Below are 26,070 nucleotides of genomic sequence, written 5' to 3'. Positions count from 1 at the left end.
TACCCCTCCACTGCCCGTTCCGCCATGACCGCCTCCGCTCTGAGCCTGCCCACCCCGGGCTGCCTGAACGATCCGGAGCGCAACGGGCTCACCGCCGAGGGGGTGTTCGACGGCATGGCCGAGCACCTCTTCTACACCCTGGGCAAGCTCGCGCCGACCGCCAACCGCCACGACCTTTACATGGCACTCAGCTACGCCGTGCGCGACCGGCTGATCACCCGCTACCTGGCCGGTATCGAAGCGATCAGCGCCACCCCCACCCGGGTGGTGGCCTACCTCTCGGCCGAATTCCTGATCGGGCCCCAGCTGGGCAACAACCTGCTGATGCTCGGCATCCAGGCGGAGGCGGCCCAAGCCCTGGAGCGCTTCGGCCTCGGCACGCTTGAGGAGATCCTCGATGTGGAAGAGGAACCCGGGCTTGGCAACGGTGGCCTGGGCCGGCTGGCGGCCTGTTATCTGGAGTCTTTGGCCAGCCTGGAGATCCCCGCCACCGGCTATGGCATCCGCTATGAATTCGGCATCTTCGACCAGCTGATCCGCGACGGCTGGCAGGTGGAGGTCACCGACAAGTGGCTCAAGGGCGGCTGGCCCTGGGAGCTGCCCCACCCGGATCAGGCCTGCTACGTGGGCTTCGGTGGCCACACCGAGAAGTACCGCGACGACAGCGGCCAGTACCGGGTGCGCTGGATTCACGGTGAGCAGGCGATCGGCATTCCCCATGACGTCCCCGTGCTGGGCTACCGGGTCAACACCTGCGACCGGCTGAGGTTGTGGCGGGCTGAAGCGAACGAAAGCTTCGACTTCTACGCCTTCAACGTCGGCGATTACTACGGCGCCGTTCAGGAGAAGGTGAGCATGGAGAACCTCTCCAAGGTGCTCTATCCCAACGACGGCACCGATGAGGGCCGGCGGCTGAGGCTGAAGCAACAGCACTTCTTCGTGAGCTGCAGCCTCCAGGACATGCTGCGCAGCCTGGACCTGCGCGGCCTGCCCGTGAGCGAGTTTCCCGAGCACTGGGCCGTGCAGCTCAACGACACCCACCCATCGATCGCCGTGGCGGAGCTGATGCGGCTGTTGATCGACGAGAAGCACCTGGAGTGGGATCAGGCCTGGGCGATCACCACCAGTTCGCTGGCCTACACCAACCACACCCTGCTGCCGGAGGCCCTGGAGAAATGGGGCCTCGATCTGTTCGGCAGCCTGCTGCCTCGCCATCTGGAGTTGATCTACGAAATCAACCGCCGCTTCCTGCAGCAGGTGCGCCTGAAGTATCCCGGCAACGATCAGCTGCTGCGGAAGGTATCGATCATCGATGAAGCCGGCGGCAAGGCGGTGCGGATGGCCAATCTCGCCACGGTGGGCTCCCATCACGTCAACGGGGTGGCGGCCCTGCACAGCGAACTGGTACGCACCCAGCTGTTCCCCGAGTATGCGGCCCTCTGGCCCGACAAGTTCACCAACGTCACCAACGGGGTGACACCCAGGCGCTGGATTGCCCTGGCCAACCCCCGGCTGCGCCAGCTGCTCGATGAAGCGATCGGCCAGGACTGGGTGCGCGACCTCGACGGACTGCAGCAGTTGGAGCGCTTCGCCGACGACAGCGCCTTCCTAGAGCGCTGGGGGGCCACCAAGCTGGCCGTCAAGACCGATCTGGCCCATTACATTCACCGCCGCAACGGCCTGGTGGTGGATCCGGCTTCTCTTTTTGATGTGCAGGTGAAACGCATCCATGAATACAAGCGTCAGCACCTCAATGCCCTGCAGGTAATCGCCGAGTACCTGCGCATCAAGAACGGCACGGCGGGTGCCATGGCGCCCCGAACGGTGATCTTCGGAGGCAAGGCTGCTCCCGGCTATTACCTGGCCAAGCTCATCATCCGTTTCATCAACGCCATTGCCGAAACGGTGAATGCCGATCCCGATATGGACGGCAGGTTGCGGGTGGTTTTCCTGGCTGATTACAACGTCAAACTGGGTGAGCGGGTCTATCCGGCCTCCGATCTCTCCGAGCAGATCTCCACCGCCGGCAAGGAGGCCTCCGGCACCGGAAACATGAAATTCGCCATGAATGGCTCCCTCACGATCGGCACCCTCGATGGCGCCAACGTGGAGATCCGGGAGCGGGTGGGGGAGGAGAACTTCTTTCTGTTCGGCAACACGGCCTCCCAGATCGATGCCCTGGCCGAGGAGGGGTACTGCCCCTGGGAACTGGCCACCACCGTGCCGGAGCTGCCGGAGGTGTTGCACCTGGTGGAGCAGGGCCACTTCAGCAATGGCGATGTGGAGCTGTTCAAGCCGCTGCTCGAGAACCTCACCGGCCGCGACCCGTTCTTCGTGCTCGCCGATTTTGCCGATTACCTGCGCGCCCAGGCTGTCGTCAGCACGGCCTGGGCTGACCGCCAGCAGTGGAATCGCATGTCGCTGCTCAACACCTCCCGCAGCGGTTTCTTCTCGTCCGACCGCTCGATCCGCGAGTATGCCAGCCGGATCTGGAAAGCCGAGGCCTTCCCGGTCACGATCAGCTGTTCCATCGATGGCCAGGCGAATGGCACCAGCCCGGCAGCACCCTGAACCCGACCAGCTGGTGCTGGTGCTCAACGTTGGCAGCTCCAGCCTCAAGGCCTGCCTGATCGACAGCGGTGGCAGCCGCCTCTGGCAAGGGCAATCCGACTGGGCCCCCGGCACCGGCGGTGAGGGTCCGGCGGATGCCCTGGAAGCCTGGCTGCCGGAGGCCCTGGCCCCCTGGCTGGAGAGGATCGCGCTGGTAGGTCACCGGGTGGTCCATGGCGGCGAGCGCTTCACGGCGCCCACCCCGATCACCCCGGCACTGGAGGGGGCGCTCGAAGCCCTCGTGCCCCTGGCCCCCCTCCACAATGGCGCCGCCCTGGCAGTGATCCGCTGGATGCGTTCCTGGCGGCCGGCCCTTGCCCAGTGGGCCTGCTTCGACACCGCCTTCCACAGCACCCTGGAGGCGGCGGCCTTCACCTACGCGATTCCAGCCAGCTGGCGCGCCGCCGGCCTGCGCCGCTTCGGCTTCCACGGCCTGAACCACCAACACATCAGTGAGGTGGTGATGGCCCAACGGGGCCAGCCGGCCGGCCTGCGCCTGATCAGCTGCCACCTGGGGGCCGGCTGTTCCCTGGCGGCGATCCGGGATGGTCGCAGCATCGACACCACCATGGGCTACACGCCGCTGGAGGGCCTGGTGATGGCCAGCCGAAGCGGTTCGGTGGACCCGGGGCTGCTGCTGCATCAACTCAGACAGGGGCATGGTGCCGACCGGCTAGAGCGCGAACTGCAGCAGGAGAGCGGCCTGCGCGGCCTCTCCGGCGTGAGCGGCGACATGCGAGAACTGCGCCAGGCCGCCGCCGGGGGCCATGCCGGAGCTCTCCTCGCTCTGGAGGTGTTCCTGCATCGGCTGTTGCAGGGGATCGGGGCGATGGCGGCCAGCCTTGGCGGGGTGGAGGTGATCGCCCTCAGCGGCGGCATCGGCCAGAACGATCGGCAGCTGCTGGCCGATCTCGATGCGCGGCTCAACTGGCTCCAACCCATCGAGCTGCTTCAGGTGCCCGCCGATGAGGAGGGGATGATCGCCCGGCAATGCCGGCTGGCTACCCGCGATCGGGCAGATCGGGGGTCTGGTGGAGGAGACGGTTGAGGCGCAGGCGATCGGCGTTGAGGGGGTCGGGGGCCAGTTCTCCGGCCACCTCGCGAAACTTCTGCTCCACCTCTTCGGGCACGCGCACATCGAAGATGCGCTCCATCAAGGCTTCAATCGAGAACAGATGGGCGTTGATGTTCTCCAGATCGCCGATCGCCTGCTGCAGGGAGTCGGTGTCACCGGGATCGGTGGTGGCCCCGGGGGCCGTGGTCGGTCCGCTGGGGCCTGAAGCCTGTGCTCCGGGGGGGGGGGTGGCCCCTGAGGGCTCGCCTTCCCCATCGCCATGCTCCTTCTGCAACTCCTCCAGCACCCGGCCAGCAAGGGTGCGGAAGGCCTGCAGGGCAGCCCAGTTGAGCTCCTGCTGCTGGCGCAGGGTGGCGTGCTCGCGGATCAATCGGTCATGCTCCCGATAGAAACGCTGACAATCAGGGCATTGGCAGGCCTCTTCTGGCACCGAGCTCCCTTTTTCCTTCTGCCCCCATCATGGCATTGCGAGCCGGACCACGCCTTCAGGCCACTCCGGGGAAGGGTTCAATGTCACCGTCTCCGTCTTCGAGACGGATGGCGGCCTCCTCCTGCGCGACCGGCAGAGGGATCTCGATTGAACTGACCACCTGGATCACGTCCCGCAACCGCATCGAATCGGCAAACCAGCCCATCGCCTGCTCCATGTCGCCGTGGCGCTCGGCCTCGCCCGCCTGATCCTCATGGGCTTCCGATAACAAGGCCAGCCAGCAGAGGCAACGGGCCTGAACCACGGAGAGGTCAAGTTCGGCTGGCTGGCTGCTGGCGATGCGCTCGCTTTCCTGTTGCACCAGCAGCCGCAGCCGCAGATCGTGAAGCTGGGTCATCGGATGGGGACGACTGGGGCAACACTAGCTGCAGTGGCCGTAAAGAAAAGTGCACCACCTGTAGCGCATGCTACGGCGCTGACAACGGGGCTGGCGGGACTCGAACCCACGACCTACGGTTTAGGAAACCGTCGCTCTATCCGGCTGAGCTACAGCCCCTTGCTCGCCCATTATCTGCCTGGGCCGCCCGCAGGTGGCTCCCTACAGTCGATACCGAAAGCAGGCGAGGTGGTCGCAATCGGAGCGGGACATCGACCTTCGGGTTGGCGGGCCGGGTCCGGTTGAGGAAAGTCCGGGCTCCCCAATGGCCAGGCCTGCTGGGTAACGCCCAGTGCGGGCGACCGTGAGGACAGTGCCACAGAAACACACCGCCGATGGCCCCCTTGGGGCACAGGCAAGGGTGCAAGGGTGCGGTAAGAGCGCACCAGCAGCATCGAGAGGTGCTGGCTCGGTAAACCCCGGCTGGGAGCAAGGCCCAGGGACAACGGTTGGCCATGGCACCCGTCCCGACACAAGCGCGCCGCTCGAGGCCGCCGGTAACGGCGGTCCCAGATAGATGATCGCCCCGGCCCGCTTCGGCGAGCCGGAACAGAACCCGGCTTACGTCCTGCTTTCACCCCTTTGCTTTCAGCCTTTTCCGTGCCCTGCAGCAGCGCATGACGCCCCGGAGCCCCCACCCAGCCGCGCTCGGCCCGGATCGGCGGCCTCAGCTGCTGGCCTTTCTCGAAGCGATCGGCGTCATCCAGCCGCTCGGCCCGGGAGCGGCGGAGCGGATCGATCCCGATCTGGAGCCGATCGATGAGGCCCTCACCCACAGCTCGGCCGGCCTGCCCCGCAACCACGAACGGCTCGAGTTCCTCGGCGACGCGGTGCTGCGCCTGGCGGCTGCCGACCATCTGCAGCGGAACCATCCCGAGCTCAGCGTCGGGGCATGCTCGGAGCTGCGGGCCCAGATCGTCAGCGACCGCTGGCTGGCCGACCTGGGTGAGCGTTGCCGCATCGATTCGGTCGTGCGGCTGGGGCCCCTGGCGATCGGTGACCTGGCCGGGCGCCGCACGATCCGGGCGGAGGCCTGCGAAGCCCTGGTGGGTGCCCTGTACGAGGCCTGGGGCAATCTCAGCCCGGTGCACCGCTGGCTGGCCCCCCACTGGCAGCGCAGCATCGCCGAGCTGCTCGCCGATCCCCATCGCCACAACTGGAAATCCTCCCTACAGGAATGGAGCCAGGCGGAGGGAAAGGGACTGCCCCGCTACCGGGCCGAGGAGCGCAGCCAGGTCCACGGCGATCCCCGCCGCTTCGTCTGCCGGGTGGAGCTCCAGGGCAAGCCCCTGGGCGAGGGGTGGGGAGGCTCCCGCCGGGAGGCGGAGCAGCAGGCGGCGCGGGCAGCCCTGGCAGCCCGACCGTTCAGCCCTGCTCCAGAGCACTGAGCGGGATCGTCACCAGCTTGTCCCAGTTGCCCCCTTCGAACAGCACCGCGGCCCGCACGCCACTGATCCGCTGCACGAAACCGCGGTAGCCGTTGTAGATGGAGCGAACGTCGCGCACGGTGACGGTGCTCCCCGGCAGGATCGGCAGGTCGGCGGTGGCCATCGAAGTCGGTCCAGCGGGTGGGTCCATTATCGAGGCCGATGGCTGGAAATGGGCAATGGGCAGCGGCGGCGAACCGGCGGGGAACAGGGCGGCTGAGGAGTGGCTAGTGGTGGGTCGCGTCGTCGGAGCCCAGGGGTTGCAGGGGGAGCTGAGAATGCTCCCCCGCACCGACTTCCCCGAGCGTTTCACCCGTCCTGGCCGCCGCTGGCTGCGCCTGAAGCAGGAGGAGCCGCGGCCGGTCCAACTGTTGAGCGGCCGTCAGTTGCCCGGCCGGGAGCTGTTCATCGTCCGGCTGGAGGGAGTCCGGAGCCGCGAGGCGGCCGAGGCCCTGGTGGCCCATGACCTGCTGGTGTCGGCCGAGGACCGCCCCAGGTTGGCCGAGGGGGAGTTCCACCTGCTCGAACTTCAGGGTCTGGAGGTGCGGCTGGCGCCGAGCGGCAGGCCGATCGGCACCGTGGTGGACCTGATCCATGGAGGCAACGACCTGCTGGAGGTCGAATTGAGTGAGGGGAAGGGGCGGCGGGTGCTGATTCCGTTCGTCGAGCCGATCGTGCCGCGGGTGGAGGTCAGCGAGGGCTGGCTGGAGATCACGCCGCCCCCGGGCTTGCTCGACCCCTGACATGCGGGAGAAGCGGTTCCCGCCAGCGGAGATCCTCCATACGATGCTTCCCAGTACGGACCTCTCCTCAATGGGATCAGCCGTTTCGCTGGTGCCGGTGATCCTCTGCGGTGGCACCGGCACCCGCCTCTGGCCGCTCTCGCGCGCCTCCTACCCCAAGCAGTACTGGCCCCTGGCCGGGGATGCCGACGACACCCTGCTGCAGCAGACCCAGCAACGGCTCGAAGGCCTCGCCAACCTGGGGGCGCCGCTGCTGATCTGCAATGAAGACCACCGCTTCATCGTCGCCGAGCAGATGCGCCAGATCGGCGTGGATCCGGCCGCCATCCTGCTGGAGCCAATCGGCCGCAACACGGCTCCGGCCATCGCCGTGGCGGCCCTCCATGCCAGCGCCCGTGGCGAAGACCCCCTGCTGCTGATCCTGGCCGCTGACCACGTGATCCGCGATGCCGCCCGGTTTCGCGCCACCGTCGAGGCTGGCCGCACCGCGGCGGAATCCGGCCAGCTGGTTACCTTCGGGATCGTGCCGACGGCACCGGAAACCGGCTATGGCTACATCGAGGCGGTCCAGCCCCTCCAGGTCGGCACCGATGCCGGCAACCTCCCCGTGCCGGTGCCGATCGCCCGCTTCGTCGAGAAGCCCGATCCCGCCACGGCCGAGACGTTCATCGCCTCGGGGCGCTTCACCTGGAACAGCGGCATGTTCCTGTTCCGCGCCAGCGCCATCCTGGCCGAGCTGGAACGGCTGGCGCCGGAGCTGGTGAGCTGTTGCCGCTCCGCCCTCGATCAGGACAGCGCCGACCTCGAATTCCTGCGGCTGGAGCGGGAGTCGTTCGCCAACTGCGCCAACGTGGCGATCGATGTGGCCGTGATGGAGCGCACCGCGCTGGGCGCGGTGCTGCCCCTGGAGGCCGGCTGGAGCGATGTCGGGAGCTGGAATGCCCTGTGGGAAACCGCCGACCAGGATGCCGCCGGCAACGTGCTCCGCGGCAGGGTGATCAGCGAGGGGTCCCGCAACTGCTATCTGCGCAGCGAGCACCGGCTGGTGGTGGGGCTGGGGGTGGACGACCTGGTGGTGATCGAAACCGATGACGCCGTGCTGGTGGCCCATCGCGACCGCGCCCAGGACGTCAAGACCATCGTGAAGCAATTGGAGGCGGCCGGCGCCTCCGAGGGCAAGGCCCATCGCCGCATCTACCGCCCCTGGGGCCACTACGACGGCGTGGTGGAAGGGGAGCGCTGGCAGGTCAAGAAGATCCAGGTCAAGCCGGGCGCCTGCCTGTCGTTGCAGATGCACCACCACCGCGCCGAGCACTGGGTGGTGGTCAAGGGCACCGCGGTGGTCGAGAAAGACGGGGTCCAGGAACTGGTGGGGGAGAACGAGAGCACCTACATCCCCCTCGGTGCCAAACACCGCCTCTCCAACCCCGGCAAGATTCCGGTGGAGTTGATCGAAGTGCAGAGCGGTCCCTATCTCGGCGAAGACGACATCGTCCGCTTCGAGGACCGCTACGGCCGCACGGATGCGGGGACGCCCCCCGCCCCCGCAGCGGTGCCGTTGTCCTGACCATGGCCTGAGGCGATCACCCGGCCGATCAGGCTGGCGTGGGTGAAGCCGCAGGTGCGCGCCGCCGCCAGGGCTGACTCCGCCCGCTCCGCCGGCACCGCTGCCAGAAGGGGGCCGCAGGTCTGGGGATCGATCAACAGTTCCTGCAGCAAGTCTTTGGGTGGCTGCGGCTGTGGGTGCCGTGAACCTGGAGCCGCGATCCGCACGGCTCCGGCCTGGATCAGCCCCAGGGCGCGGCGGTTGGCCGGCGCCAGGCTGCTGGCGAACCCCTGGGTCAATAACTCCCATACTCCCGTCAGGGCCGGGATGGCTGCGGGCTGCAGCGCCACCTGGAGCCCTGGCGCCGCCTCCAGCATTTCCGCCAGGTGGCCCAGCAGGCCAAAACCGGTGATGTCCGTGCAGGCGTGGCAGCCGTGGGCGGCCAGCGGCTCCACCAGGGGCGCCTGGCTCTGCTGCATCCGCTCCAGGGCGGCGTCGATCCAGGCCGGCCGGGCTGCCCCGGCCATGGCGGCGGCGAACAGCACGCCGGTGCCGATCGGGCGGGTGAGCAGCAGGGCATCGCCAGGCCGCAAGCCACCTTTGCTCCAGAACCGCCCCGGTGGAGCCTCCCCGTTCACCGTCAGCGCCAGGCTCAGGCCCTCGCCAGCCTCAAGCTGCTCCAGGGTATGGCCTCCCAGCAGTTCGGCGCCGAGGGGCTCCAGCACCGAGCGCACCCCGGCCAGGGTCTGCAGGAGCAGCTCCTCCTGCAGCCGTTCATCCGCCCTGGGCAGGGTCACCAGGGCCTGGGCACCCGTGACCCTGCCGCCACAGGCCCAGAGATCGCTGCAGGCGTGCAGGGTGGTCAGCCGGCCGTTGAGCCAGGGGTCTGCCACCAGGGCAGGAAAGCCGTCGAGGCTCTGCAGCAGGGATGCACCCGTGACTGTGGTTCCCAGCACCTGGGCATCCTCCGCACCCCTGGCTGGGAAGGAGCCGCCCCCAAGGGCCGCCAGCCGTGCCAGAGCCCGCACCAGGGGATCCGCCGGCAACTTGGCGGCGCAGCCCCGGCAGGGCATGGCGGCGGCTGGCTGCAGACCGCTGCCCATCGGTGCCAGGGAGGTGAAACCTGCCATGAAGCGGCAATCAATGGCGGTTTTCCAGCGCCAGAGCCAGGGACTGGGGCCCAGAGCCAGCGGTCCCCAGACAGCAACTGCCCGGGGTGGGGAGCCTTTGGTGGCATCGCCCAGCAACTGCAAGGCCCTTTGCTGGGGCCTCCAGCGGCGCAGGCGAGGGCCATCAGGGCCAAGGCTGCGCCCCAGGTTCTCCGCCAGCACCGGCGCCGCCCGGACCGCCCACACCCCACTGGGGGGCCGCGGCTCCGCGCGGATCTGGCCGCAGTCGCCACTGGCGAAGATGGCAGGATGCCCCTCCACCTGAAGGGTGGCCGTGGTGAGAACCCGGCCCGTGGCTGGATCTGCCGGCAGGCCGGCGGCGGCCAGCCAGGCCGGCGCCCTGCTGCCCGTGCAGCGGATCGAGAGGGCGCCAGCACCAGCGTCCGGGGCTGAATCCGCGCCGAGGTGGGACGCCGGCCACATCGGGATGCCGGCGGCCGCCAGCAACCGCTGGCCGCAACGGTTGGCGGCGGGGGAGCCCAGCCGCAGGCCCTCGGCTGCCAGCGCAAGCATCACCCGGCGGCGATGGCCGAGGCGGGCCCGCAGGGCGAGGGCCACTTCCACGCCGGCGGCGCCCCCACCCCGCACGACCAGGGGGCCGAGGTCGCCCGATTCGGCTGCCGCGGTCTGGGCCTGGCACCAGTCCAGAAAGGGCTCCAACGGTTTGATCGGCAGATCGAAGGCAAAACCGGCGGCGTCGGCAGGGGTCGTCACGGCACCGACATCGAGGCTGAGCCGGTCCCAGCGGATCGGGGGGCGACCCGCGAGCTGCAGGTCGCGGGTCACCAGGTCGAGGCCGGTGATCTCGGCGCGCACGAACGTGACCCCCGCCAGCTCGCAGAGCCGCCGCAGGTCGATGCAGCACTCCTGGCGACCGTAGAGGCCGGCGATCAGCCCCGGCACCATGCCGCTGTAGAGGAGGGTGCTGGCCCGGCTGACCAGGGTGACGATGGCGGCCGCTGGTGCTCCCCGCATCGCCCAGGCCTTCAACAGCAGGGCATGGCTGTGACCCCCACCGGCCAACACGAGGTGGTGGGTCGGGGGTGAGGGCATGGGTCAGTATCCGGTGGGATTGGCCTGCTGCCAGGCCCAGCCATCCCGACAGATCTCTTTGAGGCCCCGGCTGGTGCGCCATCCCAGCCGCTCGGCGGCCAGGGCCGGATCCGCCACGGTGATCGCCACGTCACCGGCCCGGCGCTCCACCAGCTGGTGGGGAATCGGATGGCCGCAGGCTCGCTCGAAGGCCTGCACCACCTCCAGGACCGAATGGCCCCGGCCACTGCCGAGGTTGAGGGTGAGCTGCTGGGGCGGCTCAGCGAGCAGGACATCCAGGGCGGCGCGATGCCCCTCGGCCAGGTCCATCACGTGGATGTAGTCCCGCACGCCGGTGCCATCGGGCGTGGGCCAGTCGTGGCCGAACACCTGTAGGTGGGGCCGCCGGCCCACCGCCACCTGGGTGAGAAAGGGAAACAGATTGTTGGGGATGCCACCCGGATCCTCACCGATGCGGCCGCTGGGGTGGGAGCCCACCGGATTGAAGTAGCGCAGGCTGGCGATGCGCCAGCCGGGTTCACTGGCGGCCACATCGGCCAGCATCCGCTCCACCGCCGCTTTGGTGAAGCCATAGGGATTGACCGGCGCCAGGGGAGCGGTTTCGGCGATCGGCACCGTTTCAGGCAGGCCATAGAGGGTGGCGCTGCTGCTGAACACGATCGTGCGGCAGCCGGCCGCCCGCATCGCCGCCAGCAACAGGCGGCTGCCACAGACGTTGATGTCCCAGTAGCGGAGTGGATCCGCCACCGATTCCGCCACCGCCTTGAGGCCGGCGAAGTGAACCACCGCGTCGATCGGCCCGCGCTGGCCGAAGACTCGCTCCAGAACCTCGGGGTTGCGGAGATCCCCTTCGATCACCTCCAGCCGTTCGGCGGCTGAGGGCCCAGCGAGCTCGACGACGCGGCGCAGGGCTTCCGGCGAGCTGTTCGAAAAATCGTCGAGGACCACCAGGTGGTGGCCAGCCTCCAGAAGCACGAGGCAGGTGTGGCTGCCGATGAAACCCGCGCCCCCTGTGATCAGCAAAGCTGGCATGAGCGTCGACAGTGCTGAAAAAACGAAATCCTATCAACCGACCGCTGCCTATTCTTTGGTAGATCGCAACAACAACGTCAGGTGATCGAAGCAAGAACTTCCATTCATTCCGGTCAAAATGGGGAATCGATCTGTTGAGGGCAATAGATCTGGTGGGAAGATGAATCTGGCGAGTGGACTGCCGATGTCATCGTCTCCCGCTGGCCCGTGGACGGGTGGCAGGGGAGTCGTGCCATCCAGGCGGATGGCTTCTTACCGACCAGGTTTTCTCAACCCAGCCGCAGGTCCACGGTTCTGCCGCCATCCGCCGGTGCTCGCCAGTCGGCTCTTCCTGGGCCGGGGGCCTCGCCGGGAGCCTCGATGGAGGGGGCCACGGGCATGAAGACCTCATCGCCAGCATCGAATCGGAAGGCAGCGATCGGCTCTGGCCCGCCTTGAAGGTCGGCCTCCCCCTTGGCTTCGATCTCCAGCCGCAAAGGCAGATGGGGCTCGATGCAGGGATGGAGGGAGGGGTAGAGGCTGCTCTGGCGATAGCGCAAACCCAGCCAGCCATCTCCGAGCGGCACTAGGCCACCGTTGAGCCGCAGGCGGTGGCTGCCTAGAAAGGCATGGTTGGCCCTGATCTCGAGGCGCTGCAGGGAACTGTCCACGAAACGGCTGGTGCTGCCGCCCTCCACCGGGGTGTCACAGAGCAGGGGCCAGGGCTCCAGAGCCTGGCGGATCTCGAGGGAGGCGTCGTCCCGTTGCCAGTCGAGCAGGAGCGGGAAGCGCCACTCCCAGAGTTGCCGGAACGGCTCCGCCTCAATGTCGAGGCCATCGGCCTGTAGCAGGCCGATCAGCCGCTCCAGATCGCTCCAGAGGGCGGCAGGAAGTTGTAGCTCATCCTGAAGCCGCTCACCGAAGGCTGCCAGGCCAGTGGGGCGATGGGCGGGCTCCAGAAGATGGGCGGCGATGGCACTCCAGAGCAGGGCGATCGCTGCGGTCCACTCCGGCCGAGGCAGGCTCTCGATCGCCCGGAATTCGATCAGCCCCTGGCAGCCGCCGCCCCAGGCGGGGTTCCAGAACTTGTCGAAGCTGATTTCGCTGCGGTGGGTGTTGCCGCTGCGGTCGGCATGGATGTGGCGGAGCGTTTCGCTGATCAACAAACGCTGGTCGCCCTCCGGCAGGGCCTCGATCGCGGCATGGGCCAGGTTCAGATCGAGGCGGCTGGCGCTGCCCTCATCCAGCCGCGGTGACTGGGAGGCGGGACCCACCGAGCGGTTGCCGAACAGATAGGAGAGGCTGGGGTGATGCTGCCAGAAGCGCAGAATCCCGACCAGCCAGGCCGGCCGGCTGAAGAAGGGATTGGCCTCCAGGCTCGGACCACCCCAGAGCAGATGGTTGCCACCGCCGGTGCCCTCCACCCTGGTGCCGTTCTGTTTCCAGGAGCGCAACCCCACCACTTCCCCCACTTCATCGAGGGTGTGGATCCAGCCAGCGTAGGCGATCCAGCTGTGGCAGACCGGCAGGTTCACCTCCAGCACGCCGGGATCGGCGGTCAGGCCCAGCACCTGCCAGTGGCCATCGACGTCGATCGGCAGCACCCCGCTCAGGTCGGGGCGGCTCCAACCGGTGGTGGCGGCGGCGATCAGCTCGAGCAGTTCTTGCAGGGGCTGCCGGGCCAGGGGAGGAAGGAACAAGCTCCAGCCATCGGGCTTGATCTCCAGGGTGAGCACCTGGCGCAGCACCCCAGGCGGGAAGTGCTGAAGGGGCAGGCGCAGGCCGGCCGGGCCGGCGGCGGGAAGGAGCTCGCGCAGGGGCTTGGCCAGGGGCCATTCGGCGGCCAGCCAGCCACACGGACCATCGGCCTGCTCGGGCTCGGCGATGTGGCAGAGCGGCACGGCCCAGACCCGGTGATCCGGGTCGAGGGGATCGCGCAGCTTGAGCGGATGCAGGGGACAGCCAAGGGCCTCACCGATCGCCTCGAGGAACTCCCGGGCCTTCTTGCCGGGCAGGGGTTTGGCCTTCTTGAGCGTCCTGGGCCGGGTGAGGGTCGGGAAGGAGGCGGGATCGCCGTCCTGGGGCCAGCGCACCACGGGGAGGCCATCGGGGCCGGTGATCAGCCGCAGGGCCCAGCGGGGATTCACCTCGCCGTCGTAGCGCTTGCCGGGGCAGTACATCAAGGTGCTGCCTGGCCACACCCGGCGCTGCAGCTCCAGGGCCAATGCCCTGGCGTAGGTGAGTTTGGTGGGCCCGTCGGCGGCCACGGTCCACTCGGCACCCACCGGCTCGAAGGGCACATAGGTGGGCTCGCCGCCGAGGGTGAGGCTGATTCCGGCGGCCTGCAGCCGGGCTTCCACCTCGGCCGCGGTGGCCATCATCCAGTCGCTTGTCTGGGGCATCAGGGGAGCCAGGTCCGCAACCACCATGTCAGGCTTCACCCATGGGGGCTGAGGGGATCAGGGTGCAGGCGGTGATCGGCATCGGCTTCACCTTCCAGATCCTCTCCGCGTACTCACCGATCGAGCGATCGGAGGAGAAGAAGCCGCAACGGGCGCAGTTCAGCAGCGACATCCGGCTCCAGCTGGCACTGTTCTGCCAGGCTTCATCCACCGCGTTCTGGGCCCGCCGGTAGTCACCGATGTCGGCCATCACCCGGAACGGATCCTGGGTGCAGAGGTTGGCGAGCAAGGGGTGAAAGAGGTCGCGGTCGCCCTCACTGAAGTGGCCGGAGCCGATCAGATCGATAGCTTCCCGCACGATCGGATCACTTTCCAGCCAGGGCATCGGGTGGTAGCCGTTGCGGTTGAGCGCGTCGATCTGCTCGGCGGTATGGCCGAACAGGAAGAAATTCTCGTGGCCCACCAGATCGCGGATCTCCACGTTGGCCCCATCCAGGGTGCCGATCGTGACAGCGCCATTGAGGGCCATCTTCATGTTGCCGGTGCCGGAGGCCTCCTTGCCGGCGGTGGAGATCTGCTCGGAGAGGTCGACGGCCGGGTACACCGTCTGGCCGAGGCTGACGCTGAAGTTGGGCAGGAACACCACCCGCATCCGTCCGTCCATGGCCGGATCCATGTTGACGATCTCGGCGATGCCGTTGATCAACCGAATGATGAGTTTCGCCATGGCATACCCGGGGGCTGCCTTGCCGCCGAAGATGAAGGTGCGGGAGGGCAGGTCCTCGCCATTGCGCAGGCGCAGATAGCGCTCGACGATCTGCAGGGCGGCCAGATGCTGGCGCTTGTATTCGTGGATCCGCTTCACCTGCACATCGAACAGGGAGGCGGGATCCACCAGCACGCCCAGCTGCTGATGGATGACCGTGGCCAGGCGCTGCTTGCCCTGGTCACGCACCGATCGCCAGCCCTCCAGGAAGGAGGCGTCATTGGCAAAGGACTCCAGCCGCTTCAGTTCGGCCAGATCACGGCGCCAGGTGCTGCCGATCGCCCCATCCAGGTAGCCCGCCAGGGGAGGGTTGGCCACGGCGATCCAGCGCCTGGGTGTCACCCCGTTGGTGACGTTGGTGAACTTGTCGGGCCAGAGAGCGGCGAACTCGGGGAACAGCTGGGTGCGAACCAGCTCGCTGTGCAGCTCGGCGACGCCATTGACCCGCTGGCTGCCGACCACGGCCAGGTTGGCCATGCGCACCCGGCGGTGGGGCCCCTCCTCGATCAGCGACATCCGCTCGAGCAGGTCGGGTTGACCCGGATAGCGGATGCGCACCATGCGCAGAAAGCGGGAATTGATCTCGTAGATGATCTCCAGCTGGCGGGGCAGCAGCCGGGCGAACAGATCCACCCCCCAGGTTTCCAGGGCTTCGGGCAACAGGGTGTGGTTGGTGTAGCTGATCGACGCGGTGGTGATCGACCAGGCGATGTCCCAGTCGACGCCATGGTCGTCGATCAGCAGCCGCATCAGCTCCGCCACGGCGATCGCCGGATGGGTGTCGTTGAGCTGAACGGCGAACTTGGTGTGGAACTCGGTGACCGCGAACCCCTGACCTTTGAGGATGCGGAACATGTCCTGCAGGCTGCAGCTCACGAAGAAGATCTGCTGGCTGAGGCGAAGCTGCTTGCCCTGCTCCATCTCATCGTTGGGATAGAGCACCTTCGAGAGCGTTTCCGACTGCATCTTCTGCAGCACGGCGCGGGTGTAGTCGCCCGCGTTGAAGGAGGCGAAATCAAATGACTCAGGCGCCTGGGCCGACCAGAGCCGCAGGGTGTTGGCGGTGTGCACCCCGTAGCCAAGGATCGGGGTGTCGTAGGCCACGCCCATCACCGTGGTGTCGCCGATCCTGACCGGGTAGGTCCATTCCGGGCGAATCACCTCCCATGGGTTGCCCTGCGCCAGCCAGGGGTCGGTGCTCTCCACCTGGTTGCCGCAGCGGATCTGCTGGCGGAAGATGCCGAATTCGTAGCGGATGCCATAGCCGATCGCCGGCAGCTCGAGGCTGGCCATCGACTCCTGGAAGCAGGCCGCCAGGCGGCCAAGTCCCCCGTTGCCCAGGCCGGGTTCCGGCTCTTCCTCGATCAGCTCCTGCAGGTCGAGGCCCAGTTCGGCGCAGGCGGCATGGGCGGCGTCCCGCAGCCCGAGGTTGACCAGGTTGTTCTCCAGGTGGGGGCCGAGCAGGTATTCGGCGGAGAGATAGCTGACGGTGCGGACATGGGCCTGGGTGTAGGCCTCGGCCGTATCGACCCAGTTATGGAGCAGTTGGTCGCGAACCGCCAGGGCCAGACAGCGGTAGTAATCGTGGGGGGTGGCCAGGGAGGGCGACTTGGCCTGGCTGGAGAAGAGGTGGTGGCGCATCCCCTCGGCCAGGGCATGCCCATCGGAGGCGCCGCGGGCGGCGCGGTCGGTGGGAGGGGCACTGGTCGTGGCCATGGAGCGGTATCGGACGTCTGGATCCTTCATGCTGCGGGAGGCGCCCTCGACGCTGCTCCAACGGTTACCGATTCCTGTTCATCCTGAGGTTCGCGAACACTTTTCGATCTGGAGCAGCACCCTCCTCAAAGGGTCTGAACGGCACCGATCACCTCGATGGCTCAGAGGTGAAGAAGGTCGGGCAAGCTGGGAATCTCGCTGAGCACCTCGGCATCGATCGCCCAGCTCAGCTCGCTCTCCACCCCCGGCGGACCACTGAACGAGCCGGAGACGGCGGCGGTGAGGGACGACTTCGAGGAGGTGGCCAGGGGGATGTAGCGGTCATCGATGGCGCCAAGACCACTGGGATCGAAGCCCCGCCAGCCAGCCCCCGGCAGATAGACCTCGGCCCAGGCATGGAGGTCGTAGCGCTCGGGCCTGGGCTCCACCAGGTGGTAGCCACTCACAAACCGCGCCGGCAGGCCGACGCAGCGACAGGCCTCGATCATCAGCACCGCCAGATCCCGGCAGGAACCCACCCGCTCCCTCAGGGTGCGGCCCGCCGGCCAGGCGGGTCCGGCATGGCGCTGGGTGTACTTGACCCGGTCCTGAATCATCTCCACCAGGTTCTGAAGGAACATCAGGGCGCGCTGGTCACTTCCCATCAGGGCTTCCTGGGCCAGTTCCACGGCGGCGGGCTCGTGCTGACCATTGGGCAGCCATCCCTCCAGGCTTCCCATCAGATCCCCGTTCAGGTGCCCCACCGGGTAGGGCAGTTCCGGTTCGTTCTGGGCCAGGCAGACCTCAAGCAAAGGCGCCACCTGGGTCTCCACGTTGCTGATCGCCCGAATCTCCAGAGCATCGGTGTAGCCGAGAAAATGGGCCCGCAGGATGTCGTCGCCGCTGGCGGCGATCAGCGGGTGGAGGCGATGGGGATCGGGAGAAAAGGAGAGATCAAAGCTCAGCAGCCGCTGAAAGCCGTGGGCACGGGGTTTGAGGCAAAGGCGATGGGCCCCCAGCTGGACGGGTTCGCTGTAGCGATAGGTGAGGGTATGCGTTATGCGGGCGCGCATGCCTGGGACGTCGGGGCGATGGGATGGGTGGCGTCAAGGCTGGTGGGTTCCTCATTCGCGGAGCCGGGCTGGATGCAGGCGGTGGGCCCCGGCGCTGGTTGGGTGGTGACGAAGTACCGCTCCTCGATCTGCTCGTGCAGGGTGTTGAGCTCGGTCTGGAGCTGATCGATCGCCTCGTGCAGGCCCCGGGCGATCAGCTCGTCGATGCGCACATAGCTCCAGTGGGCCAGCATCAGCCCCGACAGACATTCGAGATCGTCAGGGGGTCCAGGCACCGGATTGCCGCGAATCACCCGCAGGGTTTTGTTGATCCCCTCCAGGCAGTAGCGAACGGAGCGAGGAAAGATCGGATCAAGCAGGAGGAAGGCCGCGACGGCCTTGGGGGCGATGGCCTGCTGCCGCGACTGCCGGAACATCTGGTAAGCCCCGGCGGAGCGCAGCAGGGAGATCCACTGCAGTTCATCCAGAACCCCTCCCACCTCCTCCGGACTGGGCAGCAACAGGAAGTACTTCACATCGAGGATGCGGCTCGTTTTTTCGGCCCGCTCCACCAGCCGCCCCAGCTTGCTGAAATGCCAGGAGAGATCACGGCTGAGGGTGGCATCGGTGATGCCATAGAAGAGCTGGCAGGCGTAACGGATCTCATGGAGCCGTTCCTGCGTCGGCTGCTGCCAGAACCGGTCGCTCTCCTGGGTGGTGAGATAGATGTCGTTGAGCTGCTCCCACATTTCCGTGGTGATCACCTCCCGGATCTGGCGGGCATTCTCCCTGGCCGTGGCGATGCAGTTGAGGATGCTGCTGGGGTTGTCGGGATGGTTGACCAGGAACCGCACCACATCGGTGGGACGCCCCTCAGGGCAGAGCACATCAAAGAGCTCGCGATCACCGCTGGCATCGATCAAGGGAAGCCAGGGCTCAGCGCTGCCCGGTGGGCAGTCGAGCGCCATCGCATCGCTCACCTCCAGGAAGCGGGAGAGATTCTCCGCCCGTTCGATGTACCGGTTGATCCAGTAGAGCGAATCGGCGACGCGGCTCAGCATGGGGCTTCATCCACGATCCAGGTGTCCTTGCAGCCGCCCCCCTGGGAGGAGTTCACCACCAGGGAGCCCCGCCGCAGGGCCACCCGGGTGAGGCCGCCGGGGCTCACCCAGGTGCCTTGGCCCCGCAGGACGTAGGGCCTCAAATCGACGTGGCAGGGGTAGAGCTCACCTTCGCTCAGGGAGGGCACCGTTGAGAGCTCCAGGGTGGGTTGGGCAATGAAGTTGCGGGGATCCGCCTTGATCTTCTCGGCAAAGTCCAGGATCTCCCCGGGCTGGGCGTGGGGACCAATCAGCATGCCGTAGCCGCCCGCCTCCCCCACCGATTTCACCACCAGATCCTTGAGGTGGGCCAGCACGTAGGCCTGGTCCTCGGGCCGGGCGCAGATGTAGGTGGGAACGTTTTCAATGATCGGCTCCTCGGCCAGGTAATAGCGGATCATGTCCGGCACGTAGGCGTAAATCAGTTTGTCATCGGCCACCCCCGTGCCCGGGGCATTGGCGATCGCCACCCGGCCGGTGCGGTAGGCCTCCATCAGGCCGCGCACCCCCAGCATCGAATCGCTCCGGAACACGGCCGGATCGAGGAAGTCGTCGTCGATGCGGCGGTAGATCACATCCACGGCCTGCAGGCCTGCCGTGCTGCGCATCCACACCCGGTTGCCCTCGCAGACCAGGTCACGGCCTTCCACCAGCTGGATGCCCATCTGCTGGGCCAGGAAGCTGTGCTCGAAGTAGGCGCTGTTGAACACCCCGGGGGTGAGCAGCACCACGGTGGGGCTGTCGGTCCAGGGGGCCAGCTCCCGCAGGGCCTGGAGCAGGTGGGAGGGGTAATCGTCGATCGGATGGACGGTGCGCCCGGCGAAGAGGCTCGGGAACATCCGTTTCATCACCCGGCGGTTTTCGAGGAAGTAGGCCACCCCGGACGGGCAGCGCAGGTTGTCCTCCAGCACCCGCCAGGTGCCCTGGCCATCGCGGATCAGGTCGAGGCCGGACACGTGGCACCAGCGACCCAGGGGTGGCTTGAAGCCCCGCATCTGGGGACGCCAGCCATGGGAGCTTTCCACGTCCGCGCGGGGCACCACCCCGTCGTCGAGGATCTTCTGATCGCCATAGACATCGGCCAGGAAGTGGTCGATCGCTTCCAGGCGCTGGATCAGGCCGGTCTCGAGCAGATCCCAATCGCCGGAGCGGATCAGCCGGGGCAGCGGGTCGAAGGGGAGGATGCGTTCGCCGCCCTCCTCACCAGAGCCGTTGAGGCGAAAGGTGGCGCCGAGGCGCTTGAGCAGCAGGCCGGCGGCCGCGTGGTTGCGGTTGATCTCCTCGATGCCCAGCTGGCCCAGGGAGGAGAGCAGGGGGCGCAGGGCGGCGCGGGGCTCGGCGGCGGCGTTGAAGTACTCGTCGTAACCCTTGCGCGGCTGGTAATCAGTGAACATCGCGACAAGCTCAGGCAAGGATCGATCATGAAGAGCGTGGTTGACAGCTCCGGTGATGGTTGCTACCAATTCAATGGGGTTGGGTGGCTCCCCTGAGCCTCTGTCTTCAGAGCAAGAAATAAAGCTGGGCCATCGGCAGCACCTCGGCAGGCTCGCAGGTGAGCAGCTTGCCGTCAGCGAACACCTCGTAGGTCTGGGGGTCCACCTCCACCCTAGGCAGGGCGCTGTTGTTGCGCATGTCGGCCTTGCCGATGGAACGGGTGTTCACCACCGGCACGCAGGGCCGCTCCAGGCCGAGTTTGCGGGGCAGGTCGTCATCGAGGGCGGCCTGGGAGAGGAAGGTGAGGCAGCTGGGGGCCAGGGCCTTGCCGTAGGCGGCGAACATGGGCCGGCCGTGGACGGGGCCGGGGGTGGGGATGGAGGCGTTGGCATCGCCCATCTGGGACCAGACGATCGAGCCGCCCTTGATCACCAGCTCCGGCTTGACCCCGAAGAAGCCCGGTTTCCAGAGCACCAGATCGGCCAGCTTGCCCACCTCCACCGAACCGATCTGGGAATCCAGGCCGTGGGCGATCGCCGGGTTGATCGAGAGCTTGGCGATGTAGCGCTTGATGCGGGTGTTGTCGTTGCGGCCGCCGGAGGCGGCATCTTCCGGCAGGGGGCCCCGCTGCACCTTCATCTTGTGGGCGGTCTGGAAGGTGCGGGTGATCACTTCGCCCCCGCGGCCCATGGCCTGGGAATCGCTGGCGATGATCGAGAAGGCGCCGAGGTCGTGGAGGATGTCTTCGGCAGCGATCGTTTCGCGGCGGATGCGCGATTCGGCGAAGGCCACGTCTTCCGGGATCGAGGGATCCAGGTGGTGGCACACCATCAGCATGTCGAGGTGCTCCTCGAGGGTGTTGCGCGTGTAAGGGCGCGTGGGGTTGGTGGAACTCGGGAGAACGTTCGTTTCGCCGCAGATCTTGATGATGTCGGGGGCGTGGCCGCCGCCGGCCCCCTCGGTGTGGAAGGTGTGGATCGTGCGGCCGCCGATGGCGCGGATCGTGTCCTCAACGAAGCCGGCTTCGTTGAGGGTGTCGGAGTGCAGGCAGACCTGCACATCGAACGTGTCGGCCACCGTCAGGCAGCAGTCGATGGCGGCGGGGGTGGTGCCCCAGTCTTCGTGCAGCTTGAGGCCGCAGGCACCGGCGCGGATCTGTTCTTCAAGGGCCTCGGGGGTGCTGGCGTTGCCCTTGCCGTAGAAGCCCAGGTTCACCGGTAGGCCCTCGGCCGCCTGCAGCATGCGCGCCAGGTGGAAGGACCCGGGGGTGCAGGTGGTGGCGTTGGTGCCGGTGGCGGGGCCGGTGCCGCCGCCCAGCAGGGTGGTGACGCCGGAGGCGAGGGCGGTTTCGATCTGCTGGGGGCAGATGAAGTGGATGTGGGTGTCGATGCCACCGGCGGTGAGGATGTGGCCCTCGCCGGCGATCGCCTCGGTGCCCGGGCCCACCACGATCGTCACCCCCTCCTGGGTGTCGGGGTTGCCGGCCTTGCCGATCGCCACGATGCGGCCATCGCGCAGGCCGATGTCGGCCTTGACGATCCCCCACCAATCGACGATCAGGGCGTTGGTGATCACGGTGTCCACGGCCCCGGCGGAGCGGGGGGTCTGGGCCTGGCCCATGCCATCGCGGATCACCTTGCCGCCGCCGAATTTCACTTCATCGCCGTAGACGGTGAAGTCGCGCTCCACCTCGAGGATCAGCTCGGTGTCGGCGAGGCGCAGTCGATCGCCGGTGGTGGGACCGTAGGTCTCGGCGTAGGCGCGGCGGGAGATCCAATAGGGCATGGCAGGAGGGGTGGCGGGGCCTAATCGAGGGGGCCGTTGATCAGGCCGTTGAAGCCGAAGATGCAGCGCTCGCCGGCGAAGGGCACCAGGTTCACGTCGCGCTGGTCGCCCGGTTCGAAGCGCACGGCGGTGCCAGCGGGGATGTCGAGCCGCAGACCGCGGGATGCGTCGCGGTCAAACACCAGGGCGCCGTTGGCCTCGTGGAAGTGGAAGTGGGAGCCCACCTGCACGGGCCGATCGCCGGTGTTGGCCACCGACAGGGTGGTGACGGGCCGGCCGGCGTTGAGCTCCAGCTCACCGGGCTCGGGGATTAACTCACCAGGGATGAGGGGGCTCATGGGCTCTTACCTAATGGGGTCATGGAGGGTGACGAGCTTGGTGCCATCGGGGAAAGTGGCCTCCATCTGCACCTCGCCGACCAGCTCCGGAACCCCCTCCATCACCTGGTCGCGCTTGAGCCAGGTGCTGCCATCGCGCATCAGCTCGGCCACGGAGCGGCCGTCGCGGGCGCCCTCGAGGATCTGAAAACTGAGCCAGGCCACGGCTTCCGGGTGGTTGAGCTTGAGGCCCCGCTTCAGCCGCCGTTCCGCCAGCAGGGCAGCGGTGACGACCAGCAGCTTGTCTTTCTCCTGGGGGGTGAGGTGCATGGAGGGGGGTGTGCCGACAGCACTCTGGCAGTGGCGGGACGGGGGGACTGGTTCAGGGGTAACGGTTCGGGAGCAGGCACCCGAGCTGCGGGTCTGTGGCCTTAAGGATGGCCAAGAAGATAGATAGAGAACAAGCTCCGGGTGTGAGGAGGGATGCTGCCTCTAAGCTGAATCAGATACGAAGAATGCGATTTTGGTCCAGGCGAATTTGAGTTAGACCTCAGATGCGAAACACTCCACTCCTTGGCTGCCTCAAACACTGTGCTTAAGAATCCAAGATGACTGGCAACTGGAGATCACTGGAAGATCATGTGCGCGGTATCGCACAACTTAGATGGAACATTGCCTGCATTCCTGAGCATATCGACGGCGTCGACTTTGATGGTGTAGCAAGAGTCTCTCCGGATGAACTCATTTTAATCGAGATTACTAAAGATCGCACGCTTGAGAAGGCGCGAAATGACCTAAACAAGATCATGCCGACGAAGATGCGCCTCGCTTCGGAAGGCATGATTTGCCGAGCCTTTGTTGTATTGGATCAAGAGCCCACCAATAGCATGGTCGAGCTGGGCAGAAAAGTGCATGTTTCAGTCCTTTCTTCTGTACAATTTGAACGCGATTTTTTCGACTTTTCAGCGTATAATGGATTGCGAATGCAGCTTCCGTTTGGCAGTGCGGTTGATGCGAAGACTGGCGCAAATGACACCAGAGAATTTCTCCAGGTAAGTTACGTAGAACCAGATGATGAGTCTCCTGTTTCTATGGGTGAGGTGGTTTCTCGACTCGTAAAAGGTAGTCGTATAGCACTTACTGGTGATTTTGGAACAGGCAAGAGTCGATGTGTACGTGAGGCCTACACTAGCTTGTCGACAAAGATTCGAGAGGCCGGAGCCTTTCCAGTTTCAATCAATTTGCGCGATCACTGGAGCAGTTCAAATGCGCTTGAGGTGCTCGCCGGTCATCTTGGAAACGTGGGCTTGTCAAGTTCTATCGATAACTTGGTAAGACTTCTAAATACCGGTAGGCTTATTCTTCTTCTCGATGGGTTTGATGAGATTGGAGCCCAGTCTCATGACACGAATGTAGATGATCGTAAGGCATTAAGACGTCATGCAGTGCGTGGTGTTCGTGATCTTCTTCAGAAGTCGAAGGCAGGGGCTCTTGTAACTGGGCGATCACACTTCTTCGATAGTGACGAAGAGATGCTTCAGTCGCTAGGACTTTTAGGAGTGCACTCGGATACAACATTTGTCCTACGTACGCCAGATTCGTTCTCTCAGGCAGAAGGCCAGAGTTATTTAAGTGCAATGGGAATTGCAGTCACTCTTCCAGAGTGGCTGCCACGCAAGCCACTGGTATTTCAAATACTGGCTGAGCTTGATGCAGTTGACGTTGAGCGTATTCTATGCAAGGAGCATGGCCAATTCACATTTTGGGGAACATTTATCAGTGCAGTTTGCTCGCGCGAGTCTAGGGGCGTAGCTGACTCAATTGCGCCTTTAACGATTAGGGCAATTCTTCTTGAGTTGGCATCGAAGACTCGATACTCGACTACGTTTCTTGGCAGGCTCAGCCCGCGTGATATTGACGAAGCATATGAAGTTGCTGTTGGTAGCGCTCCAGATCAAACTGGCATACAACTTCTAGCTCGAATGTGCACCCTTGGTCGCATCGAGCCAGAATCGCCGGATCGTCAATTTATTGACCATAATGTTATCGACATTCTTCGAGGTGAGCGGCTAGTAAATGATGTGGTCGCGCTTAATGAGTCTGATACTAAGATTCAGTGGAAGCAATCACTAAGGATTTTAGGTGTTGCCCATGTGGGATCAATCATCAGTGCATACGATCTGGGTCAATCGTGTTTTACATACTTACGCAAGTATGGCAATACCGCCAACGCCACACTTCTTGGTGAGATTATTGCTGCCTTGAGCATGTTTGGCAAAGATATGCTCGACTTTCAGGGCCTTCAGCTCTCGCACGCTGAACTACCATTTCTTAATGTTTCAACTCGAGCGATCTCAAACCTTTGCCTCCGCGACTCCATTATCAACTGCTTAGCGATTGAGGCTTGTCCAGTGAAAGAAACTGATTATTTGGTTATTGAGAATTCTCTAATTGCAACTGTCGCCGGCGTCTCAAGCTTAGTGGGACTGCCTCTATGGATCAAAGGTACCGAAGTTATTGCGTTCGACAGTCTTTCCAACTCTGCGCGAATCAAGGAGAGTCCGCTAATGCCTCAGCAGAAACTCTTTTTGGCAATAATTCACAAAATATTCTTCCAGCCTGGTGCTGGGCGAGAGGAAGGTTCTCTGCTCAAGGGCGGTTACGGACAGAAATACGATCCTAAGCTTGTTGATTCAATTCTGAAGATGCTGCTTCGTGAGAAGTTAATCGAACGCTTCAAAGGCCGTGACAAGTGGGTCTATAAGCCAGTCAGGAGGCATTCCGAGAGGCTGAATCGAATTCGCTCCGAGCTAACTTTGTCTGAGGATGCCTTGTGGGAAGAAGCTACGAATCTAAAATAGCTTAACATCGCAGCTATATGTTTTCGTGTAATTTGCTTTAGTGAAATGCGGGACTCATTAATTTGTGCGGCCCCACGGTTAATGCCTGGCAGCTAGTATCTTGTACTTACGCGAATGACCTCCTGTAGTTGGCAGCATTTACGGGTTGATTTGTTCAGGCTGGTGGTTGTTTTCTGGTACCCCAACCCCGCTGCCATCCTTAACTCCAACACCCTCACCCCTCCTTGACCACCGTCCCAGCTCTTGAAACCAATATCTCAGGGGCAGGCGACGACCTCACCGACGAGTTCCTCGGCACCGCCCAGCTGGATCGCTACGCCGCCCTCGCCGCATGCGTCATTCGCTGCTAAGTGACAAGCGTGCCCAATACGATCGAAGGGTCCTCGGGCCGAAGCGCCAAGACACGGTTTCCGCCATCAGACTCAGCCAGACGTCCTAGGTGTTGGCCCTCCCGCCGTGATCATCTACCTGGCCACCCGAGAGGTGTTTCTGCAGCACGTGCTGGAGCAGCGCATCGAGGAGGAGGTGCGCAAGTGCTATCTGGAGCGCACCGGCCACAAGGTGGCCCCGAAGGAATTCAGCGCCTGGAAGAACTCCTTGCAGTGCGTCGGCAACGTGCTGCAGCTGCCGTCCATCCCGAGGGAACTGGGGGTGGCGATCGAGTACCGCATCCACAACACCTCCAAGCGCATCGACCTGCTGCTCTCCGGGCAGAACGCCTCGGGCCAGAGCGCTGCGGTGATCGTGGAGCTCAAGCAGTGGGAAACGGTGGAGACCACCGAACTGGATGGGCTGGTGCGCACGTTCCTGGGTCGAGGGATCCACGAGACCACCCACCCCTCGTACCAGGCCATGAGTTACGGGGCGCTGCTGCGGGGCTTCAACACAGCCGTGGTGGAGCACGCCATCCAGCTGCAGCCCTGCGCGTATCTGCACAACTGCACCGAGGGCGATGCCATCAACGATGCGCGCTACCAGCCCTATCTCGATCAGGCGCCGGTGTTCCTGCGCCGCGAGAACGCGGAGATGGCTGTCCGGCGACAATCAGGTTGACCGGTTGGCGACAAGCTCGTTGGCCGGTTGGGAGCGGGGCTGCTGACCCTGGGGCCGATGCGCATGGCCCTGGTGATGCCGGCACCACTGACGAGCCAACAGATC

21 protein-coding genes, 1 tRNA gene and 1 other RNA gene are annotated in these 26,070 nt (G+C 65.4%); 9 read left to right on the top strand and 14 right to left on the bottom strand.

The window, feature by feature from the left end:
• The first annotated feature begins 24 nt into the window (after positions 1-24).
• Together KBY66_RS04625 and KBY66_RS04620 are read left to right on the top strand one after the other, a co-directional pair.
• Positions 25-2,571, top strand: coding sequence for a glycogen/starch/alpha-glucan phosphorylase (locus KBY66_RS04625; RefSeq protein WP_255088042.1), 2,547 nt, complete (start codon positions 25-27; stop codon positions 2,569-2,571).
• A complete protein-coding gene (locus tag KBY66_RS04620; protein ID WP_255088041.1) occupies positions 2,546-3,658 on the top strand; it encodes an acetate/propionate family kinase in 1,113 nt (370 codons plus the stop codon). Before KBY66_RS04625 ends, KBY66_RS04620 begins: the two co-directional genes overlap by 26 nt.
• Here KBY66_RS04620 and KBY66_RS04615 read toward each other — a convergent pair.
• The 3 genes from KBY66_RS04615 to KBY66_RS04605 form a co-directional block, all read right to left on the bottom strand.
• The gene (locus tag KBY66_RS04615; RefSeq protein WP_255088040.1) at positions 3,612-4,115 is read right to left on the bottom strand and encodes a hypothetical protein; all 504 of its coding nucleotides are present in this window, start codon (positions 4,113-4,115) and stop codon (positions 3,612-3,614) included. The two genes, KBY66_RS04620 and KBY66_RS04615, sit on opposite strands and share 47 nt — an antisense overlap.
• A gap of 55 nt (positions 4,116-4,170) precedes the next feature.
• Complete coding sequence (locus tag KBY66_RS04610) at positions 4,171-4,512, bottom strand: hypothetical protein (RefSeq protein ID WP_255088039.1); 342 nt, start codon at positions 4,510-4,512, stop codon at positions 4,171-4,173.
• A gap of 85 nt (positions 4,513-4,597) precedes the next feature.
• Positions 4,598-4,671: transfer RNA gene (locus KBY66_RS04605), tRNA-Arg, on the bottom strand.
• A gap of 56 nt (positions 4,672-4,727) precedes the next feature.
• Between KBY66_RS04605 and rnpB the strand changes: the two genes are divergently transcribed.
• Positions 4,728-5,131, top strand: an RNA gene (gene rnpB, locus KBY66_RS04600) — RNase P RNA component class A.
• A gap of 37 nt (positions 5,132-5,168) precedes the next feature.
• Positions 5,169-5,939, top strand: coding sequence for a ribonuclease III (gene rnc / locus KBY66_RS04595; protein WP_255088038.1), 771 nt, complete (start codon positions 5,169-5,171; stop codon positions 5,937-5,939).
• On the opposite strand, the gene KBY66_RS04590 is transcribed toward rnc, so the two are convergent.
• Positions 5,917-6,102, bottom strand: a complete 186-nt coding sequence (locus KBY66_RS04590) for an NAD(P)H dehydrogenase subunit NdhS (RefSeq protein WP_255088037.1) — start codon at positions 6,100-6,102, stop codon at positions 5,917-5,919. The genes rnc and KBY66_RS04590 overlap by 23 nt on opposite strands.
• A 55-nt stretch (positions 6,103-6,157) precedes the next feature.
• Here KBY66_RS04590 and rimM point away from each other — a divergent pair, with 55 nt between their 5' ends.
• Positions 6,158-6,721 carry a ribosome maturation factor RimM gene (rimM, locus tag KBY66_RS04585; RefSeq protein WP_255088155.1) on the top strand — a complete coding sequence of 188 codons (564 nt, stop codon included), beginning with the start codon at positions 6,158-6,160 and terminating at the stop codon, positions 6,719-6,721.
• Between the two features lie 70 nt (positions 6,722-6,791).
• The gene (locus KBY66_RS04580; protein ID WP_255088036.1) at positions 6,792-8,288 is read left to right on the top strand and encodes a mannose-1-phosphate guanylyltransferase/mannose-6-phosphate isomerase; all 1,497 of its coding nucleotides are present in this window, start codon (positions 6,792-6,794) and stop codon (positions 8,286-8,288) included.
• Here KBY66_RS04580 and selD read toward each other — a convergent pair.
• The 10 genes from selD to KBY66_RS04530 form a co-directional block, all read right to left on the bottom strand.
• Complete coding sequence (selD, locus tag KBY66_RS04575; RefSeq protein ID WP_255088035.1) at positions 8,231-10,489, bottom strand: selenide, water dikinase SelD; 2,259 nt, start codon at positions 10,487-10,489, stop codon at positions 8,231-8,233. The two genes, KBY66_RS04580 and selD, sit on opposite strands and share 58 nt — an antisense overlap.
• 3 nt (positions 10,490-10,492) lie before the next feature.
• Positions 10,493-11,521 carry a UDP-glucose 4-epimerase GalE gene (gene galE, locus KBY66_RS04570; protein ID WP_255088034.1) on the bottom strand — a complete coding sequence of 343 codons (1,029 nt, stop codon included), beginning with the start codon at positions 11,519-11,521 and terminating at the stop codon, positions 10,493-10,495.
• 269 nt (positions 11,522-11,790) lie between these two features.
• Positions 11,791-13,929: a transglutaminase family protein gene (locus KBY66_RS04565; protein ID WP_255088033.1), complete on the bottom strand. Its 2,139-nt coding sequence runs from the start codon at positions 13,927-13,929 to the stop codon at positions 11,791-11,793.
• A 1-nt stretch (position 13,930) separates the two neighbouring features.
• Complete coding sequence (locus tag KBY66_RS04560) at positions 13,931-16,384, bottom strand: glycogen/starch/alpha-glucan phosphorylase (protein WP_255088032.1); 2,454 nt, start codon at positions 16,382-16,384, stop codon at positions 13,931-13,933.
• 161 nt (positions 16,385-16,545) lie between these two features.
• Complete coding sequence (locus tag KBY66_RS04555) at positions 16,546-17,436, bottom strand: transglutaminase family protein (RefSeq protein WP_255088031.1); 891 nt, start codon at positions 17,434-17,436, stop codon at positions 16,546-16,548.
• Positions 17,421-18,476 (bottom strand): alpha-E domain-containing protein, encoded by a 1,056-nt coding sequence (locus KBY66_RS04550; RefSeq protein ID WP_255088030.1) that lies wholly within the window; start codon positions 18,474-18,476, stop codon positions 17,421-17,423. The genes KBY66_RS04555 and KBY66_RS04550 overlap by 16 nt, the downstream gene beginning before the upstream one ends.
• Positions 18,470-19,909 (bottom strand): circularly permuted type 2 ATP-grasp protein, encoded by a 1,440-nt coding sequence (locus tag KBY66_RS04545; RefSeq protein ID WP_255088154.1) that lies wholly within the window; start codon positions 19,907-19,909, stop codon positions 18,470-18,472. Before KBY66_RS04545 ends, KBY66_RS04550 begins: the two co-directional genes overlap by 7 nt.
• 106 nt (positions 19,910-20,015) lie before the next feature.
• Positions 20,016-21,734: an urease subunit alpha gene (gene ureC / locus KBY66_RS04540; protein WP_255088029.1), complete on the bottom strand. Its 1,719-nt coding sequence runs from the start codon at positions 21,732-21,734 to the stop codon at positions 20,016-20,018.
• Between the two features lie 20 nt (positions 21,735-21,754).
• Positions 21,755-22,072, bottom strand: a complete 318-nt coding sequence (locus KBY66_RS04535) for an urease subunit beta (RefSeq protein WP_255088027.1) — start codon at positions 22,070-22,072, stop codon at positions 21,755-21,757.
• 6 nt (positions 22,073-22,078) lie between these two features.
• Entirely contained in the window at positions 22,079-22,381 is a 303-nt protein-coding gene (locus KBY66_RS04530) for an urease subunit gamma (RefSeq protein WP_255088024.1), read from the bottom strand.
• Positions 22,382-22,659: 278 nt separating this feature from the next.
• Between KBY66_RS04530 and KBY66_RS04525 the strand changes: the two genes are divergently transcribed.
• The 3 genes from KBY66_RS04525 to KBY66_RS04515 all read left to right on the top strand — a co-directional run bounded on the left by KBY66_RS04525 (position 22,660) and on the right by KBY66_RS04515 (position 25,965).
• Positions 22,660-24,912 carry an NACHT domain-containing protein gene (locus tag KBY66_RS04525; protein WP_255088023.1) on the top strand — a complete coding sequence of 751 codons (2,253 nt, stop codon included), beginning with the start codon at positions 22,660-22,662 and terminating at the stop codon, positions 24,910-24,912.
• A 224-nt stretch (positions 24,913-25,136) separates the two neighbouring features.
• On the top strand, positions 25,137-25,262 hold the full coding sequence (locus KBY66_RS04520) for a hypothetical protein (RefSeq protein WP_255088022.1): 126 nt from the start codon (positions 25,137-25,139) through the stop codon (positions 25,260-25,262).
• Between the two features lie 106 nt (positions 25,263-25,368).
• Complete coding sequence (locus tag KBY66_RS04515; protein WP_255088021.1) at positions 25,369-25,965, top strand: hypothetical protein; 597 nt, start codon at positions 25,369-25,371, stop codon at positions 25,963-25,965.
• Positions 25,966-26,070 lie beyond the last annotated feature (105 nt).

This window comes from Synechococcus sp. Tobar12-5m-g (genome assembly GCF_024345415.1).
Taxonomy (GTDB): Bacteria; Cyanobacteriota; Cyanobacteriia; order PCC-6307; family Cyanobiaceae; genus Regnicoccus.
Note: the sequence above shows the minus strand (reverse complement) of the source record. Positions and strands in the feature narration are given on the sequence as shown.

What these genes read in the sequence shown, in the direction of transcription:
- KBY66_RS04610 (WP_255088039.1), bottom strand. Translation starts at nt 4,512, where the DNA reads ATGACCCAGCTTCACGATCTGCGGCTGCGGCTGCTGGTGCAACAGGAA.
- KBY66_RS04530 (WP_255088024.1), bottom strand. Translation starts at nt 22,381, where the DNA reads ATGCACCTCACCCCCCAGGAGAAAGACAAGCTGCTGGTCGTCACCGCT.
- KBY66_RS04555 (WP_255088031.1), bottom strand. Translation starts at nt 17,436, where the DNA reads ATGCGCGCCCGCATAACGCATACCCTCACCTATCGCTACAGCGAACCC.
- rnc (WP_255088038.1), top strand. Translation starts at nt 5,169, where the DNA reads ATGACGCCCCGGAGCCCCCACCCAGCCGCGCTCGGCCCGGATCGGCGG.
- KBY66_RS04550 (WP_255088030.1), bottom strand. Translation starts at nt 18,476, where the DNA reads ATGCTGAGCCGCGTCGCCGATTCGCTCTACTGGATCAACCGGTACATC.
- KBY66_RS04625 (WP_255088042.1), top strand. Translation starts at nt 25, where the DNA reads ATGACCGCCTCCGCTCTGAGCCTGCCCACCCCGGGCTGCCTGAACGAT.
- rimM (WP_255088155.1), top strand. Translation starts at nt 6,158, where the DNA reads ATGGGCAGCGGCGGCGAACCGGCGGGGAACAGGGCGGCTGAGGAGTGG.
- KBY66_RS04525 (WP_255088023.1), top strand. Translation starts at nt 22,660, where the DNA reads ATGACTGGCAACTGGAGATCACTGGAAGATCATGTGCGCGGTATCGCA.
- ureC (WP_255088029.1), bottom strand. Translation starts at nt 21,734, where the DNA reads ATGCCCTATTGGATCTCCCGCCGCGCCTACGCCGAGACCTACGGTCCC.
- KBY66_RS04565 (WP_255088033.1), bottom strand. Translation starts at nt 13,929, where the DNA reads ATGGTGGTTGCGGACCTGGCTCCCCTGATGCCCCAGACAAGCGACTGG.
- KBY66_RS04545 (WP_255088154.1), bottom strand. Translation starts at nt 19,909, where the DNA reads ATGTTCACTGATTACCAGCCGCGCAAGGGTTACGACGAGTACTTCAAC.
- KBY66_RS04590 (WP_255088037.1), bottom strand. Translation starts at nt 6,102, where the DNA reads ATGGCCACCGCCGACCTGCCGATCCTGCCGGGGAGCACCGTCACCGTG.
- galE (WP_255088034.1), bottom strand. Translation starts at nt 11,521, where the DNA reads ATGCCAGCTTTGCTGATCACAGGGGGCGCGGGTTTCATCGGCAGCCAC.
- KBY66_RS04535 (WP_255088027.1), bottom strand. Translation starts at nt 22,072, where the DNA reads ATGAGCCCCCTCATCCCTGGTGAGTTAATCCCCGAGCCCGGTGAGCTG.
- KBY66_RS04580 (WP_255088036.1), top strand. Translation starts at nt 6,792, where the DNA reads ATGGGATCAGCCGTTTCGCTGGTGCCGGTGATCCTCTGCGGTGGCACC.
- selD (WP_255088035.1), bottom strand. Translation starts at nt 10,489, where the DNA reads ATGCCCTCACCCCCGACCCACCACCTCGTGTTGGCCGGTGGGGGTCAC.
- KBY66_RS04620 (WP_255088041.1), top strand. Translation starts at nt 2,546, where the DNA reads ATGGCACCAGCCCGGCAGCACCCTGAACCCGACCAGCTGGTGCTGGTG.
- KBY66_RS04560 (WP_255088032.1), bottom strand. Translation starts at nt 16,384, where the DNA reads ATGGCCACGACCAGTGCCCCTCCCACCGACCGCGCCGCCCGCGGCGCC.